Annotated in this window: 17 protein-coding genes; 5 read left to right on the forward strand and 12 right to left on the reverse strand. The window is 59.3% G+C overall.

From position 1 onward, the window contains the following. Window positions 1-73 precede the first annotated feature (73 nt). The 6 genes from ACYU7Z_RS06405 to ACYU7Z_RS06430 all read right to left on the reverse strand — a co-directional run bounded on the left by ACYU7Z_RS06405 (window position 74) and on the right by ACYU7Z_RS06430 (window position 6,285). Window positions 74-1,420, reverse strand: a complete 1,347-nt coding sequence (locus ACYU7Z_RS06405) for an FAD-dependent oxidoreductase (protein WP_460568542.1) — start codon at window positions 1,418-1,420, stop codon at window positions 74-76. Between the two features lie 72 nt (window positions 1,421-1,492). Further along, a complete protein-coding gene (locus ACYU7Z_RS06410; protein ID WP_460568544.1) occupies window positions 1,493-1,906 on the reverse strand; it encodes a GxxExxY protein in 414 nt (137 codons plus the stop codon). A gap of 101 nt (window positions 1,907-2,007) precedes the next feature. Further along, a complete protein-coding gene (gene kynU, locus ACYU7Z_RS06415) occupies window positions 2,008-3,279 on the reverse strand; it encodes a kynureninase (RefSeq protein ID WP_460568546.1) in 1,272 nt (423 codons plus the stop codon). A gap of 131 nt (window positions 3,280-3,410) precedes the next feature. Further along, the gene (locus ACYU7Z_RS06420) at window positions 3,411-3,830 is read right to left on the reverse strand and encodes a RidA family protein (protein WP_460568548.1); all 420 of its coding nucleotides are present in this window, start codon (window positions 3,828-3,830) and stop codon (window positions 3,411-3,413) included. A gap of 104 nt (window positions 3,831-3,934) precedes the next feature. Continuing rightward, the gene (locus tag ACYU7Z_RS06425; protein WP_460568550.1) at window positions 3,935-5,395 is read right to left on the reverse strand and encodes an aldehyde dehydrogenase; all 1,461 of its coding nucleotides are present in this window, start codon (window positions 5,393-5,395) and stop codon (window positions 3,935-3,937) included. Between the two features lie 104 nt (window positions 5,396-5,499). Next, a complete protein-coding gene (locus ACYU7Z_RS06430; RefSeq protein WP_460568552.1) occupies window positions 5,500-6,285 on the reverse strand; it encodes a Rossmann-fold NAD(P)-binding domain-containing protein in 786 nt (261 codons plus the stop codon). A 160-nt stretch (window positions 6,286-6,445) separates the two neighbouring features. On the opposite strand from ACYU7Z_RS06430, the gene ACYU7Z_RS06435 reads away from it, so the two are divergent. From ACYU7Z_RS06435 to ACYU7Z_RS06445, 3 genes are all read left to right on the forward strand, one after another. Continuing rightward, entirely contained in the window at window positions 6,446-6,976 is a 531-nt protein-coding gene (locus ACYU7Z_RS06435; protein WP_460568554.1) for a 3-hydroxyanthranilate 3,4-dioxygenase, read from the forward strand. A gap of 114 nt (window positions 6,977-7,090) precedes the next feature. Further along, window positions 7,091-8,089 (forward strand): amidohydrolase family protein, encoded by a 999-nt coding sequence (locus ACYU7Z_RS06440; protein ID WP_460568556.1) that lies wholly within the window; start codon window positions 7,091-7,093, stop codon window positions 8,087-8,089. Next, a complete protein-coding gene (locus tag ACYU7Z_RS06445; RefSeq protein WP_460568558.1) occupies window positions 8,086-8,463 on the forward strand; it encodes a hypothetical protein in 378 nt (125 codons plus the stop codon). Before ACYU7Z_RS06440 ends, ACYU7Z_RS06445 begins: the two co-directional genes overlap by 4 nt. Window position 8,464: 1 nt before the next feature. Here ACYU7Z_RS06445 and ACYU7Z_RS06450 read toward each other — a convergent pair whose 3' ends face one another. The 4 genes from ACYU7Z_RS06450 to ACYU7Z_RS06465 form a co-directional block, all read right to left on the reverse strand. Continuing rightward, window positions 8,465-8,941, reverse strand: coding sequence for a GNAT family N-acetyltransferase (locus ACYU7Z_RS06450; RefSeq protein WP_460568560.1), 477 nt, complete (start codon window positions 8,939-8,941; stop codon window positions 8,465-8,467). Further along, on the reverse strand, window positions 8,938-9,576 hold the full coding sequence (locus ACYU7Z_RS06455) for an FMN-binding negative transcriptional regulator (RefSeq protein ID WP_460568562.1): 639 nt from the start codon (window positions 9,574-9,576) through the stop codon (window positions 8,938-8,940). Before ACYU7Z_RS06455 ends, ACYU7Z_RS06450 begins: the two co-directional genes overlap by 4 nt. A 42-nt stretch (window positions 9,577-9,618) precedes the next feature. Continuing rightward, on the reverse strand, window positions 9,619-10,029 hold the full coding sequence (locus ACYU7Z_RS06460) for a four helix bundle protein (protein WP_460568564.1): 411 nt from the start codon (window positions 10,027-10,029) through the stop codon (window positions 9,619-9,621). A gap of 95 nt (window positions 10,030-10,124) precedes the next feature. Then, a complete protein-coding gene (locus ACYU7Z_RS06465) occupies window positions 10,125-11,219 on the reverse strand; it encodes an Mrp/NBP35 family ATP-binding protein (RefSeq protein ID WP_460568566.1) in 1,095 nt (364 codons plus the stop codon). Between the two features lie 90 nt (window positions 11,220-11,309). Here ACYU7Z_RS06465 and ACYU7Z_RS06470 point away from each other — a divergent pair, with 90 nt between their 5' ends. Both ACYU7Z_RS06470 and ACYU7Z_RS06475 read left to right on the forward strand, forming a co-directional pair. After that, window positions 11,310-11,948: a carboxypeptidase-like regulatory domain-containing protein gene (locus ACYU7Z_RS06470; RefSeq protein ID WP_460568568.1), complete on the forward strand. Its 639-nt coding sequence runs from the start codon at window positions 11,310-11,312 to the stop codon at window positions 11,946-11,948. Between the two features lie 3 nt (window positions 11,949-11,951). Continuing rightward, window positions 11,952-12,260 (forward strand): hypothetical protein, encoded by a 309-nt coding sequence (locus ACYU7Z_RS06475; protein ID WP_460568570.1) that lies wholly within the window; start codon window positions 11,952-11,954, stop codon window positions 12,258-12,260. A 9-nt stretch (window positions 12,261-12,269) separates the two neighbouring features. Here the strand turns inward: ACYU7Z_RS06475 and ACYU7Z_RS06480 are convergent, their stop codons facing one another. Further along, the gene (locus tag ACYU7Z_RS06480) at window positions 12,270-12,476 is read right to left on the reverse strand and encodes a hypothetical protein (protein ID WP_460568572.1); all 207 of its coding nucleotides are present in this window, start codon (window positions 12,474-12,476) and stop codon (window positions 12,270-12,272) included. A gap of 56 nt (window positions 12,477-12,532) precedes the next feature. After that, entirely contained in the window at window positions 12,533-15,379 is a 2,847-nt protein-coding gene (locus ACYU7Z_RS06485; protein ID WP_460568574.1) for a DEAD/DEAH box helicase, read from the reverse strand. Window positions 15,380-15,437 lie beyond the last annotated feature (58 nt).

A 15,437-nucleotide genomic window follows, 5' to 3' on the forward strand; every position in this document is an offset into this window, starting at 1 on the left:
GAGCGGTGAGCAGTGAGCGGTGAGCGACATGAAACAATTCATTACCACATTACCCCATCACCACATTACCACATTACTCCAACCCTTTCAGGATCCGCTCTTTCACGGCATCGCTTTTCCAGTTGTCTTCAATACCGGGCTCCCGCATGATCTGCTGCATGATGGCTTCCTGGCGCTGGCTGTTGCGGAGCGCTTCGCTGTAGCGGATCTGCGGGCTGAAGGTTACCTGTGAGTAGGCCGGGATCCACTTGTCGGGATGCTGGCCGTGCACCCAGGCTTCGATCTTTTTCTGGAGGAGGAATTTCGGGTCGGCGGTGCGGGAGCGCATCTCGGTGAAATTGTTCACCGCGAGGTCGGCGATGGCATCGGCATCGGGCTTGCGGAGCCGCTGAAACGCTTCGAGCAGGGCGCCCCAGTCGCTGCCGTGCTGCTCCATCAGCTCGTTGAGCACGCTGCAGTCTTCGAAGCCGGCATTCATTCCCTGCCCGAAGAAGGGCACGATGGCATGGGCGGCGTCTCCGATGAGGGAGAATTTATCGTCGCGGATCCAGGGAAAGCACTTGACCGTAACCAGCGAAGCCGTGGGGTTGCGGAAGAACTGCTCCTCGAGATCCGGGATGAGCGGCTGTACATCCGGGAAGTGCGCGGCAAAAAATTCGGCGACAGCTTCTTTGGTTGTGAGCTTCTCAAAGGAGGTCTCGCCTTCGAACGGGAAGAAGAGCGTACCGGTAAAGGTCCCGTCAAGGTTGGGCAGTGCAATGAGCATGTACTCCTTGCGCGGCCAGATGTGGAGCGCATTCTTTTCGAGCAGGAACGAACCGCCCGGGCCGGCGGGGATCGACAGCTCCTTGTAACCGCAGTCGATATAGTATTGCTGGTAATCGAATTTGGGATGCTTCAGCATATGTGCCAGCCGCGTAGCCGAATAGGCGCCGTCTGCCCCGAACAGCAGGTCGAAGGACACATCGTGGCTTCTGTCGCCGCTGCGGAACCGGACCGTGTTGGCATTCCAGTCCACATCGGCGCAGACCTCGTCGAAGTGGATGGCGACGCCCTCGCGCTCGGCGAGATCCATCAGCTTGCAATTGAGCTCGCGGCGCGACACCGAGTTGATGTATTGTCCCTCCTGGCCATAAGGCTGGAAGGCGTGCGCGCCATCGGGCTGGTGCAGGTGGCGGCCGTGCATGGGGATGGCGATCTGCAGCACCTCGTCGGCGATGCCCACTTCGCGGAGCGCCTTGATGCCGCGGTCGCTGAGCGCGAGATTGATGGAGCGCCCTGCCTCGACGGCCTGCCGGCGCATATCGCCCCTCCGCTCGTAGATGGAGACGTTGTAGCCGCGGCGCTTCAGGTAAATAGAGAGCAGTGAACCGACAAGGCCGGCACCGGTGATGAGGATATTTCGGGAGCTTTGGGACATAGGAAAAGAACGCAGATTTTCTATGATCTATATGATTTGCTAAGATACCTTTTTGACCAGAGGGATTGGGAATTAAGTCATTGATTCTGGATCTGGAAATTTCTTCCGGTCGTTGGCAAAAACCCTGCGCCGGCATTCAGGCTCGGGTCCGAAATTCAGAAGGAGGCCAACTTCAATCTCAGTTGAGCGCAAATAGTTGACCAATTGAGCTTCATCCGCTTCGCAAAAGCCTTCGGCTGTTTTCAGCTCCAAAATCACTTTGCTTTCCACCAGGATGTCTGCTTTGAAATCTCCTATCAGAATGCCATCATAGTACACTTTGACAGGCACTTCTTCTTCACAAATCAAACCCATCTTACGAAGCTCGATCAGCAGCGCACGTTTATACACCTTTTCCAGAAATCCATATCCCAGCTTATTATAAACAACATAAAAAGCCTTAATGATTTTTCGGGTCAGCTCGGTGTGCTTGAAGTTGTCGTACATAGATCAGCGTTTCACTAAAAATACCGCTGCGCTAATCCTATCAATCATAGGAAATCTGCGTTCTTTCCCGTGAAAATTCCCAGATCACTCCGATGTTTTTCTCACAGTATCTCACCGATGATCTCGCCGAAGCGCCACACATCTTCGAACGTATTGTACAGCGGCACCGGCGCCACGCGGATGACGTTGGGCTCGCGCCAGTCGGCAATGACGCCGCGGTCGCTGAGGGCCTTGAAGACCTCGCGGCCTTTTTGCAGCATCAGGATCGACACCTGGCAGCCATGGGCCTCTTCTTCCCGCGGGGTAATGACCTCGATGGAGCGGAGCTCCTGGCGCGTGTTGATGTCGTCGAGCACGTGAAAGAGAAAGCCCGTAAGCGCGCGGCTCTTGCGGCATAGCGCCTCCATGCCGGCTTCGGCAAACAGGTCGAGCGCGGCGCGGTGGGCGGCCATCGACAATACGGGCGCGTTGCTCAGCTGCCAGCCCTCGGCCGTCGGGATCGCCTTGAATTGCGGCTTCATCTGGAAGCGCGTTTCCTTTTCGTAGCCCCACCAGCCGGCCATCCGCGGGAGCTCCGTATTTCTACAATGCCGCTCGTTGATAAAGGCACCGGCTACCGAGCCCGGACCGCTGTTGAGGTATTTGTAGCTGCACCAGCAGGCGAAGTCCACATCCCAGTCGTGCAGGTGCAACGGCACGTTGCCCGCGGCATGGGCCAGGTCGAAGCCGGCGTAGGCGCCTACATTGTGGGCCACGTCGGTGATGACCTTCATGGGCAGCACCTGGCCGCTGTAGTAGTTGACGCCGCCGAAGAGCACCAGCGCCAGCTGCGGGCCATGCTGGTTGATGGCGTCGATAATATCTTCCTCGCGGAGGCAGTGCTCACCGGGACGCGGGGCCACTTCCACAATGGCTTCGTTCGGGTCGAAACCATGGAGCCGCACCTGCGACTCAAGCGCATACTGGTCCGACGGGAAAGCCTTTGCCTCGCAGAGGATCTTATAGCGCTCCTTTGCCGGCCGGTAAAAGGTCGCCATCAACAGGTGCAGGTTGACGGTCAGCTGGTTCATCGCCACGACCTCATCGGGGCGCGCGCCCAGCAGCGGGGCCAGAAGCGCCGGGAAGAGCTCGTGGTACGAAAGCCAGGGATTGCGGGCCTCGAAGTGACCTTCCACACCCAGCCGGGCCCAGTCGTCGAGCTCCTGCCCGATATAGTCGCGCGTTGCCTTCGGCTGCAGCCCCAGCGAGTTGCCGGTGAAGTAGACCGTATCCTGACCGTTGTGCTGCGGGATGTGAAAGCGCTCGCGGAACTGCTTCAGCGGGTCGGCGGCATCCTGCGCGCGGGCGAAAGAGAGGGAGTTCTGGTATTGCATGGCGGGGCTAAAGTTAGGTCGTCAATCGTGAATCGGCAATCGTCAATCCGCAATGCGTTGAAATAACAACTGTATTGTCTGCAGCAGAAGTCTTCTGCCGGCCAGCACATTCACGATGCACGATTGACGATTCACGACTCCACCGTCGCGATTACCTTCAGCTCAATGGCGATCGGTGTGGGAAGGCTCAGTACTTCTACAGTGGTCCGGCAGGCTTCGACGCCCTTGAAATACTCGCCGTAGATGCGGTTGTAGGTGGGGAAATCCTTTTGCATATGAGTCAGGAAGACGGTGACATCCACGATCTTCTCCCAGCTGCTGCCGCTGGCCTCGAGCACGGCCTTTACGTTGGCAAACACCGAGTGGCATTCCGCCTCGATATCGTAGGCCACGATATTGCCTTCGCGATCGAGCTGCAACCCCGGTATCGAATTGTCTTTCGCGCTTCGCGGCCCGATCCCTGAAAGGAATAAAAGATTCCCGACACGGCGGGCATGCGGGTATGCCCCGAGGGGCTTGGCGGCGGAGTTGGTTTTGATGATATCAGACATGAGAAAGTTTGTAGTTTGTAGATGGTGGTTTGTAGTTGCTTCCGCCCGCTTCATTACTCATTAGCCGACCAGCAGACTTTCCTGTTAGCAGATTAGATCGAAGATTAAAGCTGCACACAAACGTTTTTCGCCTCGGTAAAAAAGCGCAGTGCTTCCCAGCCACCCTCGCGGCCGACGCCGGAGTTCTTGATTCCGCCGAAGGCTGTGCGCAGGTCGCGGAGCAGCCAGCAGTTGACCCAGATGATCCCGGCCTCGACCTTCATGGCCATGCGGTTGGCACGGCTGATGTCCTGCGTCCAGATGGTCGCCGAAAGTCCGTAGTTGGCGGCATTGGCGAGCGCCAGGGCTTCCTCTTCGGTGTCGAAGGGTTGCAGCGTAACCACGGGCCCGAAGATCTCCTCGAGGTTGGTCTGGCACTGCGGCCCGAGACCTTCGATCACCGTTGGCTCTATGAAGAAGCCGCCGGCACAGCGTCCCTCCGGCCGAATGGCCTTGCCACCACTCAGTATGCGACCGCCTTCCCGCCCGGCCGTTGCGATGCAGGCCATCACCTTGTCGAAGTGCAGCTTGCTCACCACGGCGCCTTGCTTCGTTGAAGGATCCATCGGGTCGCCGACGGTAAGTTTTTTCACTTCCGCGATAAAGGCTTCCTTGAACTTTTCGTAGATGCTTCGCTCCACCAGGATGCGGGAGCCGCAGAGGCAGATCTGTCCCTGGTTGCTGAACGACGACTGCACGGTCGTCTTGAGCATCTTGTCGAAATCGCAGTCCGCAAAAATGATGTTGGGATTCTTGCCGCCCAGCTCGAGCGACAGCTTCTTGAACATCGGCGCGGCGACGGATGCAATGTGCGCGCCTGCGCGCGTGGAGCCGGTAAAGGAGATCGCCTTTATCGCCGGATGGCGCACGATGGCTTCACCGGTGCCCGGACCGGTGCCGTGCACGATATTCAGCACACCAGCCGGCAAGCCCGCCTCCTGGCAGATACGTGCCAGTAGAAATGCGGTGAGTGGTGTTACTTCCGAAGGCTTCGCCACAACGCAGTTGCCCGCGGCCAGCGCCGGTGCGATCTTCCAGGTAAACAGATAGAGCGGGAGGTTCCAGGGCGAGATGCAGCCCACGATCCCGATCGGCTGGCGAAGGGTGTAGTTCACCGCCGCATTTTCCATCGTGTGGCTCTCCGCTGCGAAGTGCATTATCCCCGTGGCGAAAAAGCGGAAGTTGGCGGAGGCCCGCGGGATGTCGACACGCTGGGCCAGCCACAGGGGCTTGCCGTTGTCGAGCGTCTCGGCCTCGGCCAGCGCATCGCGGTGCTCGTCGATCAGCGAGGCAATGCGGTTCAGCACCCGGAAGCGCTCCTCGGCCGGCGTGTTGCTCCAGCCCGGGAATGCCTTGCGGGCTTCCGTCACGGCCAGCTCCACATCCCGCTCATCGCTGTCGGGTATCTGCCCGAAAACTTCGCCGGTAGCGGGGTTCACGTTGTCGATGAATCGCCCGCTCAGCGGCCCGATGAGGTAACCGCCGATGTAGTTTTCCAGGTGAGACGGTATCGAAAAATCAATCATTGGGCTTCGTATTATACATGCTGTTCATCTTGCTATCTCGGATCTTTTGATCCCGGATCTATGTCACGAACCAACCCGAGATCCCTGGATCCGGGATAACCAGATCAAATGGATCCTGTTCGTCCACCATCCACGGGAATGCTGGTTCCATTCACATAGGCCGCGGCAGGTGTGGCCAGGAAAGCCGCCACGGCGGCGATCTCCACCGGCTCGCCGAAGCGCCCCGCGGGAATTTCGGCCATCATTTCTTCTTCCACGTGGCTGGCGTCGGTGCCCTTTTTCTGCGCCGTGTTTTGAACGATGGCCTCGAGGCGCTGCGTGCGCGTGGCACCCGGGAGCACGTTGTTGACGGTGATGCCGAAGCGCCCGAGCTCATTGGCCATCGTCTTCGACCAGGAAGCGACTGCGCCGCGGATCGTATTGCTCACCCCGAGGTTACGGAGCGGGATCTTCACCGAGGTCGACACGATGTTGATGATCCGGCCATAGCCTTCTTCCTTCATCCGCCCGATCACCGCTTTTGTGAGCCGGTGGTTCGTAAGCAGGTGCTGCTGGAAGGCCTGCAGGAACTGCTCCTCGGTGGCATCGACAATAGGTCCCGCCGCCGGGCCGCCCGAGTTGTTGACGAGGATATGCACCGGCCGCTCGGCCACGATCGACTGAATGAGCGCCTCTGTAGCCGCGGTATCGTTGAAGTCGACGGCATGGTAGCGGTGCACCTGCTGCAGTGTAGTATCGAGTTGCAACAGTGCCCGCTTGAGGCGCTCCTCGTCGCGCGCCAGGAGGATGCATTCGGCGCCCATCAGCGCCAGCTCCGCGGCGATGGCGAGGCCAATTCCCTGGCTGCTGCCGCAAACCAGCGCCGTCTTGCCTTCGAGTGATAAATTCATGGTTCAAACTTAAGCCAAAAGGAAAAAGGCAAAATTCAAAAGTCAAAAACCGGTTCTCGCAAACGAGCGGACACACCAGCAGAAGCTCCGGCACGGAATGTTTTTGAATTTTTACTTTTGACTTTTGAATTAGCTTTAGCCACTTTAAAACTCGCTCCCTATGGCCATCACAGCCCCGTTCAACCTGAAGCATTGGATCGACGAGCACCGCGACCTCCTGAAGCCGCCCGTCGGCAACCAGTGCGTGTACAAGAATGCCGAGAACTTCATCGTGATGGTCGTCGGCGGACCCAATGCCCGCAAGGACTACCATTTCAACAAAAGCGAGGAGCTTTACTACCAGGTGGAAGGCAATATCGTGCTGAAGATCATCGACGACGGCGTGCCCAGGGACATTCCCATCAACGAAGGCGATATGTTCCTGCTGCCGCCCAATACGCCGCACTCGCCGCAGCGTGGCCCCAACACCGTCGGCCTCGTGATCGAAAAGATCCGCAACGAGGAAGAAAACGAGGAGGACGCCTTTATGTGGTTCTGCGAAAAATGCGGTAACAAGCTGTACGAGGAATCCGTTTTCGTAAAAGACATCGTCACCCAGCTTCCGCCCATCATGGAGCGCTTCTACTCCAACCTGGACCTCCGCACCTGTAAGAAGTGCGGCACGGTGATGGAGCCACCGGCGAAGAAATAAAATGTATCAATCTCGGATCCAAGGATCTCGGATCTTTACCTGCCATATCATACAACCAAAGGCAGCCCTACGTTTCCAATCCAGATCCGAGATCAGCAAATCCGAGATAACAAGATGAAGATCGACATCCACACCCATATCATGCCCGACCGGATGCCCAATTGGGTGCAGAAGTTCGGGTACGGCGAATTTATCCACCTCGAGCACCGCAACTGCAGGGCCTGTATGATGAAGGGCGACAAGCTTTTCCGCGAGGTCGAGCCGAATTGCTTCGATTCCACGTCGCGCCTGCTCGATATGGACGAAACCGACGTGACGCAGCAGGTGCTTTCGACCATCCCCGTTTTGTTCAATTACTGGGCAAAGCCAAAGGACGGCCTCGAGACGTCGCGCTTCTTCAACGATCATATCGCCGACACGGTGGCCAAACACCCGGATCGCTTTATCGGGATCGGCACGGTGCCGCTGCAGGATGTGGCGCTGGCCATTCGCGAGATGGAGCGCTGCGTGCGCGAGCTCGGCATGCCCGGTCTCGAGATCGGCACCAACGTCAACGGCATCAACCTCGGCGACCCGGCGCTCCTCCCCTTTTTCGAAGCCGCCGAGCGCCTCGATTGTGCGCTGTTTGTGCATCCCTGGGAGATGATGGGTGAAAAAGACATCCAGAAATACTGGCTTCCCTGGCTGGTGGGAATGCCCGCCGAAACCACGCGGGCCATCTGCTCGCTGATCTTCAGCGGCGTGCTCGAAAAATTCCCGAAGCTGCGTATTGCCTTTGCGCACGGAGGTGGCTCCTTTCCCTACACGCTCGGCCGTATCGAGCACGGCTATGCCGTTCGTCCCGATCTCGTGCAGGTCGACAATACCGTCAGCCCGCGCGACTACCTCGGCCGCTTCTGGGTCGACAGCCTCGTGCACGACGCCGATGCCTTCAAATTGCTCCGCCGCGTGATCGGCGACGACCGTATCTGCGTGGGCAGTGACTATCCCTTCCCGCTGGGCGAGGAGCGCCCCGGTGCGCTCGTGGAAAACCTCGTGGCCGAAGAAGCCGTTCGTCGTAAATTACTGGTCGACAATGCCCGCGACTGGCTGGGCCTAACCACACGCTCATGAAACTACTGGCAACCGCGCTACTCGCGCTTTTCCTGTTCCGCGCCGGCGACCCGCCCCCGGAGCTGCTGGACAGGAAATGGTACTTCACCTACATGGTAGCCGATGGCCGCGCCATGGAGCTGCCGCTGAAGGTTCCGGATGACAAGCGCCCCTGGCTTCTCTTCAGCAAGGGCGGCGCCTACCAGCAGGCGATGGACAATGTAATTGAAAAAGGACGCTGGACCTACGCGGATGCATCGAAGAAGCTCGGAACAACGGTCACCACGCGAAAGGGAACGACCGAAGTGACGGCCTTTGTGCTGCAGCGCGTCACCAAAGACAGCCTGGAGCTTCGCGAGCCGGAAGGATCCGTGCTCGGGCTCGTCAGCAAATAGGTCAGGATAGGAATTTCCGCATCTTATAATTCGTGAGCAGAACGCCATCGATGGTTACCTGCTGTTCCTGCTGCAGCTCAAAACCCTTCTTCTCGAAAAACGGCCTGGCGGTGATACTGACGTCGGCCGTCAGGAAGAGCGCGTCGTGGCGGATCGCGTAGGACTCCAGCATATCGACCAGCGCGTTGGCGATCCCCTGGCCCTGGTGGTCTTTATGCACGAATAACATATCGAGAAAACCGCCGGCCGTAATGGAGCCGAAGCCGGTGAGCTGACCGTCTTCCTCGGCTACCAGGAAGTATTGCTCTTCGATGCGGCTGAGCAGGCTCGCGGTACGGTCGGCGCGGCCGGCCCACACGGCCACCTGCCGGGCATCGTAGTCGCGGCTGTTGATGGCCGTGATCGTGCCGCGGTACAGCTCGCTGATCGGTCCTGCATCTGCTGCCGTGGCCCGGCGGATATGCCGTACGACGCTCATGCCTCCGGATAAACTTTATTGGTTCGCTCCTCCATGATCCGCGCCACTTCCCGGGCATCGGCATCCTGCTGCTTCAGCTGCTCAATGATGTTCCCATAGCTCTCGCGGTCGCGGTTCTGGCTAAGCTTGAACACGTGCTGGATATCGGTAACGGCTACCTCGAAGCCCGCGATCGCCTTCAGCATTTTGCCGGTGTAGGCCGCAGGAAGGTTATCGTAGACCGTTGCCGATGCTGCGTTGCCGCCCTCGAAATGAAGCGACGTTTTGCGAAGCACCGCGATGAGTCCTTCCTCGTCGAGAAACCGCATCGTGCCGCGCACATGCACCGCTTGGTAATTCCAGGTAGAGCCCTGCTGCGGGTTGCTGTACCAAGTCGCGCTCACATAGGTATGCGCACCGGTGAATACGCACAGCGTCTGCGGATTTTCTTCGAAGGCAAGCTGATGATCGAGCTTGCGCATCATGTGCCCCGAGAGATACAATTTTCCCTCGCGCTCCTCGATGAAAACCGGGATCTGCGTGGCTACAGGCGCGCCTTCCTTCGTGACACCGATGATGGTTGCAAAGGGATGCTCGCGGATGAAACGGAGCACCAGCTGCGGATCCTGCTCTTTGTATTCGGGGAGGTTGTACATGGACGAAGTACGTTTTATGTTTTACGTTTTACGTTTTGGGTTTTACGTTTTGGGTTTGGGCTGCGTCCTGAATTTCGGGCCTTTTATGGGAGAAGATTTCAGGTAGTGAATCAGCCTGATCAGTTTTGCCCGCTCCTTCTCAGTAAGCGCAGACAGTTCGGTAAAATCGCTTTCCGTAATGTACTCCTTGTCAAGTGCCCGAGTGCCCTGCGATTCCACCTCGTTATTCGAGCCCAAAGCTATTTCCAGGAATTGGGCGAATTCAGCATTTCCGCCTCTCCCAAACCCCTCGGCAATGTTATCCATTATCGACCCCGCTGCATCGTTGATCTGGTCTTTATGTTTAAAATCGCGGGCAAAAGGCTCTTTTTGCGTGAGTCGGAATACCAGCCGGCAAATTTCCCGGGCGATTTGCCATGCTTCAATATCCTGGTACCGCGTAAAAGTGGGCATACCCAAATCTACCCCGGCATCAACGTAAAACGCAAAACGTAAAACGTTTTTTCCACCACGCCCACAGAGGATTTTTCACCCGCCGGAATGTTGTTTTAGTCCACGACTTCGGCGATCTGCTCGGGGTTGAAGTGCGCGTTCCGCATCGATACGGAGCGGGCCACGAGGCCGGCAAATTCCTCGAAGGCGGTCTTCGTGATGGCATCGTCGCCCATCATGGCCGGCACACCGATATCGCCCCCCTCGCGGATGCCCTGCACCAGCGGGATCTGCCCGAGGAAGGGCAGGTCGTACTCGTCGGCGAGGCGCTTGCCGCCTTCCTTTCCGAAGATGAAGTATTTATGGTCCGGCAGTTCGGCCGGCGTGAAGTAACTCATATTTTCCACGAGCCCGATGATCGGCACATTCATCTGTGCCTGGCTGAACATCGCGATGCCTTTCCGGGCATCGGCCAGGGCCACGTCCTGCGGGGTCGTTACCACCACCACGCCGGTCACAGGCGCTGTTTGCATCATGGTGAGGTGGATGTCGCCGGTGCCGGGCGGCATGTCGATCACGAGGTAGTCGAGCTCGCCCCAATCCACGTCGGTAACGAACTGGCGGATGGCGCTCGAGGCCATGGGACCGCGCCAGACAACCGCGTTCTTTTCATCAACCAGCAACCCGATCGAGAGCAGCCGGATGCCGTAGCGCTCCAGCGGCACGATCATCGCCTTCTCGCCCACCTGCGTCATCATCGGTCGCTCGCCGCGCACACCGAACATGATGGGCACGCTCGGCCCGTAGATATCGGCATCCAGTAGTCCTACGGATGCGCCGCCTTTTGCCAGCGCCAGCGCCAGGTTCGCCGACACCGTGCTCTTGCCGACGCCGCCCTTTCCGCTCACCACCGCAATAATATTCTTGACACCCGGGAGCACGTTGCTCTTATCAGCGCGCACCGTTGTGGTGCTCGACGTAAAGTTGACCGTCACGTTCGCTTCCTTGTTCACGAGAAACTTGATCGCGTTGACCGAGGCCTTCATCATCATGTCTTTCATCGGGCAGGCAGGCGTCGTAAGCACAATGGTAAACGACACATCGTTGCCGCTGATCTCGAGATCACGGATCATGTTGAGGGTCACAAGGTCTTTGCCCAGGTCGGGCTCCTGCACGTTGCTCAGGGCTTTCAGCACTTCTTCGCGGGTCATCGTCGGCGATTTTGTTAAATGATGCGCAAAGTTAGGGCAAAGCGGGGGCCCGGGGCCGCCGGATGCCGCGGCCGTTTTATTTTTGAAGGGATGAAGAAATGGCTACCCCTGCTGCTTATCCTCTTTTTTGGCCAGAAAGCCTCCGCCCAGTTTGAGTCGGTAAAAGACTCCGTTGTGCAGCTGTACGGCGTCGTCATGACGGCCGACAGCCTTGTAGGCATCCCGGCGGTGAGCGTGATGGTGAAGGGGCAGAACCGGGGGACCATCACCAACAACCAGGGCGTTTTCTCCATCGTGGTTCTCAAAGGCGATGTCGTGGAGTTTACCCACGTAAGCTATAAGCCGAAGGTCGTTGCCATCCCGCGCGAGCTGAAAGGAAACCAATACAGCGTGGTGCAATTGCTGGTGGAGGATACGGTGTACCTCCCGGCGACGATCATCAGGCAGCGGCCTACCGCCGAGCAGTTTGGCCGCGACTTCGTCAACGTAAAGGTTCCCGACGACGATATCGAAGTGGCCCGCCGCAACAACGACGTCGCCAAGCGCCGCGTGCTGATGCAGACGCTTCCCGCCGACGGCCGCGAGGCCACGAGCCTGCAGTTCCGCAACATCGCCAACCGCGCGGTGTATTCCGGCCAGCTGCCCCCGCAGAACATCTTCAACCCCGCTGCCTGGGCCGAATTCATCAAGGCCTGGAAGCGCGGCGACTTCAAGCGAAAGACCAACTAGGGAATGCAACCGGTTTCCACGAAAAAGCTGCGCGCCGCCCGCTACCTGCTTGGCGGCAATATTTTCATCTTCTTCTTTTTCCTTCTTGCAGAAAATTGCCCGGAGCTGAACAGGGACGGGCTGACATCGGCCATTTGCTCGGTGCTTGTGCCGGTATCCGCGCTCATACTCCTTGCGACGCCTGTTGCCGCCATCCTGCTGCTGGTTCGCAGCACGGGCACGGTGAGACAGCTCGCTGCGCTGGCGCTGCTCGTAGCCGCCGCCAGCTTCTTTATGACCGTTTACCTGATACTCCGGTCGGGCGGCTGCTGACGTTTCGCATCAGAAGATCTCATCAAACCGATTCCAGTCGGGGCGTGCGTTGGGCGCGCGTGTTTCGAGGCGGCCCGCCCTGCTGCGGCCTTTGCCGGCCTCCGGTGCTTTTCGGCCCTCCTCCGCGCGGTCATGCTCCTTGGGGCGATGCGCTTCCTCATGGTTTCCGATGGGACGAAAATGTCCGCGTTCCTCTCGATTGCTGTTGCGGGTCATAGTATACGGGTTAAAGCTCCGGAAGCTACCCACAGCAGAAATCCTGCCATCCCGGCTTAATCCAGCAGGAACTTCACATCCTCGAGCGTCAGGCTCTTGACGAAGCCTTCCTCGGCCTGGATGAGCTCCGAGGACAGTTTCGCCTTCCGCTGCTGCAGCTGCCAGATCTTTTCCTCGATCGTGTCGGAACAGATCATCCGGTAAGCAAACACGGGGCGCGTTTGCCCGATGCGGTGCGTGCGGTCGATGGCCTGCTGCTCCACGGCGGCATTCCACCAGTTGTCGAACAGGAACACGTAGTCCGCGGCCATCAGGTTGAGACCGGCGTTACCCGCCTTCAGGCTGAGCAGGAACACCCGCTCCGGCGAATCGTCCGTATTGAAGCGGTTGCACAGCTCCTGCCGCTGTTCGGTGGGCGTGCTGCCATCCAGGCGCAGGTGCGCGATTCGGGCCTCGCGGAAGGCCGCCGCCAGCAGGTCGAGCACCGAGGTGTATTGCGAAAAGACGAGCACCTTGTGCGTGGCAAGCAAGCCTTCCAGCTCCTCGAGCAACACCCGTATTTTTACGGATTCGTCCGTAAAAATGTCTTCATCGTGCACGAGCGATGCGGAGCAGCAAAGCTGCTTCAGCTTCGTGATCCCTGCCAGCACCGAGAGCATCCCCTGCTCCATGCCTTTCGATTCGATATCGAGCAGAATATTTCCGCGAACTTTTTCGCGGATGCTTTCATAGGCCGCGCGCTGATCGGCACCCAGCGTGCACCAGAGCACCTGCTCGGTTTTCTCGGGCAGGTCGGTGGCCACCTGCTCCTTCGTGCGCCGCAGCAGGAAGGGCGCGGTGAGCCGGCGCAGCGCTGCGATCTTCTCGGCATCGCCATTCCGGTCGATGGGATCGGCGTACTGCTGCCGGAAGAATTCGCGGCTCCCGAACAGACCCGGCAACAGGAAGTTGAGCTGCGCATAGAGGTCGAAGGTATTATTGAGCACCGGCGTTCCGCTCAGCGCGATCCGGAAGCGGCCTTGCAGGCTTCCCACGGCACGCGTAACCTGCGCGGCCGGGTTCTTCACCTGGTGGCTTTCGTCGAGCACGATGGTATCAAACACGGTATCGGCCAACAACTCCACCTGCGCCCGCACCTGGTGGTACGTAGCCACAACAACAGAGGCTTCTTCCCATTTCTCTTTCTGGAAAAAAGCAACCGTGATCCCCGGTGCAAAGCGGCTCCACTCCTGCTTCCAGTTGTATACGAGCGAGGCCGGGCAAACCACGAGGTGCCGCCCGCCCGGGTCCGCCTCGAGGCGGTTGCAGAGAAAGGCGATCGTTTGCAGGGTCTTGCCAAGCCCCATATCGTCGGCGAGGCAGGCGCCCGCGGATGCTTCCTGCAGCAGCTGCAGCCACTCGTAGCCTTTCTGCTGGTACGGACGAAGCTGTGCCTGCAGGTTGCGCGGCAAGGGCACGAGCACGGCATCGGTCTTTTGCCATTGCTGCCAGCGCTGCCACCAGCCGGCGTTGATCACGGGCCGCAATACGTCGGCATCGCCTCCATCGGCTTCCCCGGTGAGCGCGAGCCAGCGCGGCACCAGCAGCACGTCCTTTTCGATCTTCGCATGCCGCAGGAGTGTGGCCCATTGCTCGAACCATTCAGCCGGCAACACACCCATGGCGCCATCGCGAAGCAGCACGATACGCTGCCCGGAGAAGATCGCCTTCTGCAAGGCGGGTAGCGGAACGGTCTCCCCGCCGAAGGCAAGCCGGAAGCGCAACCGGAGCTGCGGGTCATCGGCCGCCGAAAGGAGCTCCGTCGAGGTTTCGGGCTTGTGGGGCGAGCAGCGGAAATGCTGGAGCATGCCGAGGCCCAGCACGGACACGTTGGACTCGAGCAGTGTATAAAAGCTGTTGAGGAACCAGCGCTTTTGCTGGGCCTCTTCGAATGAAAGATAAAAATAGCCGTTCAGCTGGCTGTCGAAGCGCGGGTGCAGCGCGCGGAGCTGCGCTACAAAGGCTTCCTCGGTGGCGCGGTGGCGGCGGATCAGCCACTCCTTCCCCGCGCCCTTGCGGCGTTGCTCGGCCACCCAGTTGCCGTCCACCTCGAGGCCTTCATAGTTCCAGGCGGGTGTGAACACGAGGTAGCGGCCATTCATCTCGCTCAGGTACACGCGGCACTCCGGAACCGAATCGATCACTTCCTCGCCGAAGCTGTGGATCCGTGCTACCGGGTATTCTTTTTCGAGCACGTCGAGCACGTTCGTGGCAAATTCCTGCGGGTCGCCTGCCCAGCGCGCCAGGTCGAGTCCATCGAGCCAGCGAAGGGTGGCGCTGTCGCGCTGCGTGAGTACGGCGTATTCGTTGTTGCGCTCCAGCAGGAAGTGCGCGCGGCTCCATTCGGACAGCAGGCGACGGTCGTCGCCGACCTGTATTTCTACGGTCAGCTCCAGTCCTCGCGCGCCGCGATCGACGGAAAAGAATAACCGCGGGATGTCGGTAAGGAAGCGACAGGTCTGCAGCCGCAGCCGGCCGCCTTCGGCGCGCACGGCATGGAGTATCCGGACGGCAGGACCGGCGGAGCGGAGCGCCGCGAAGCATTCCTGGCTGTAGCGCAAGATGCCTTCACGGGTGAAGTCGGCAAGCGGCTGGCTGCTGCGGCCCGCGCGGTGCTTTTTGGCGAGCTCGTCGCGCCGCGCCTTTACGGCCTCCTCCGAAAAAGCGAGCACCGCCTTTTGCGCCAGCATCGGCAGGCTGCCGAACTGCTGCTGCACGAGGCGCGCCGTGATCTTTTCGGGAGCCAGGAAGGCCATTTTCTGCGCCGGGTCGGGCTTCATGCATTCAAGCACGGGCGCGGGCTGGCCGGGGCGTCGGACCTCGAGGCGAAGCACATAGGACGTGGAAGCTTTGGTGTTTTCCATGGGCCTGCGAATGTAAGTTTATTGGTTAATGGCCCGGCCACCCTGCCCGCCATTCGAG

Source organism: Flaviaestuariibacter terrae (assembly GCF_054777635.1).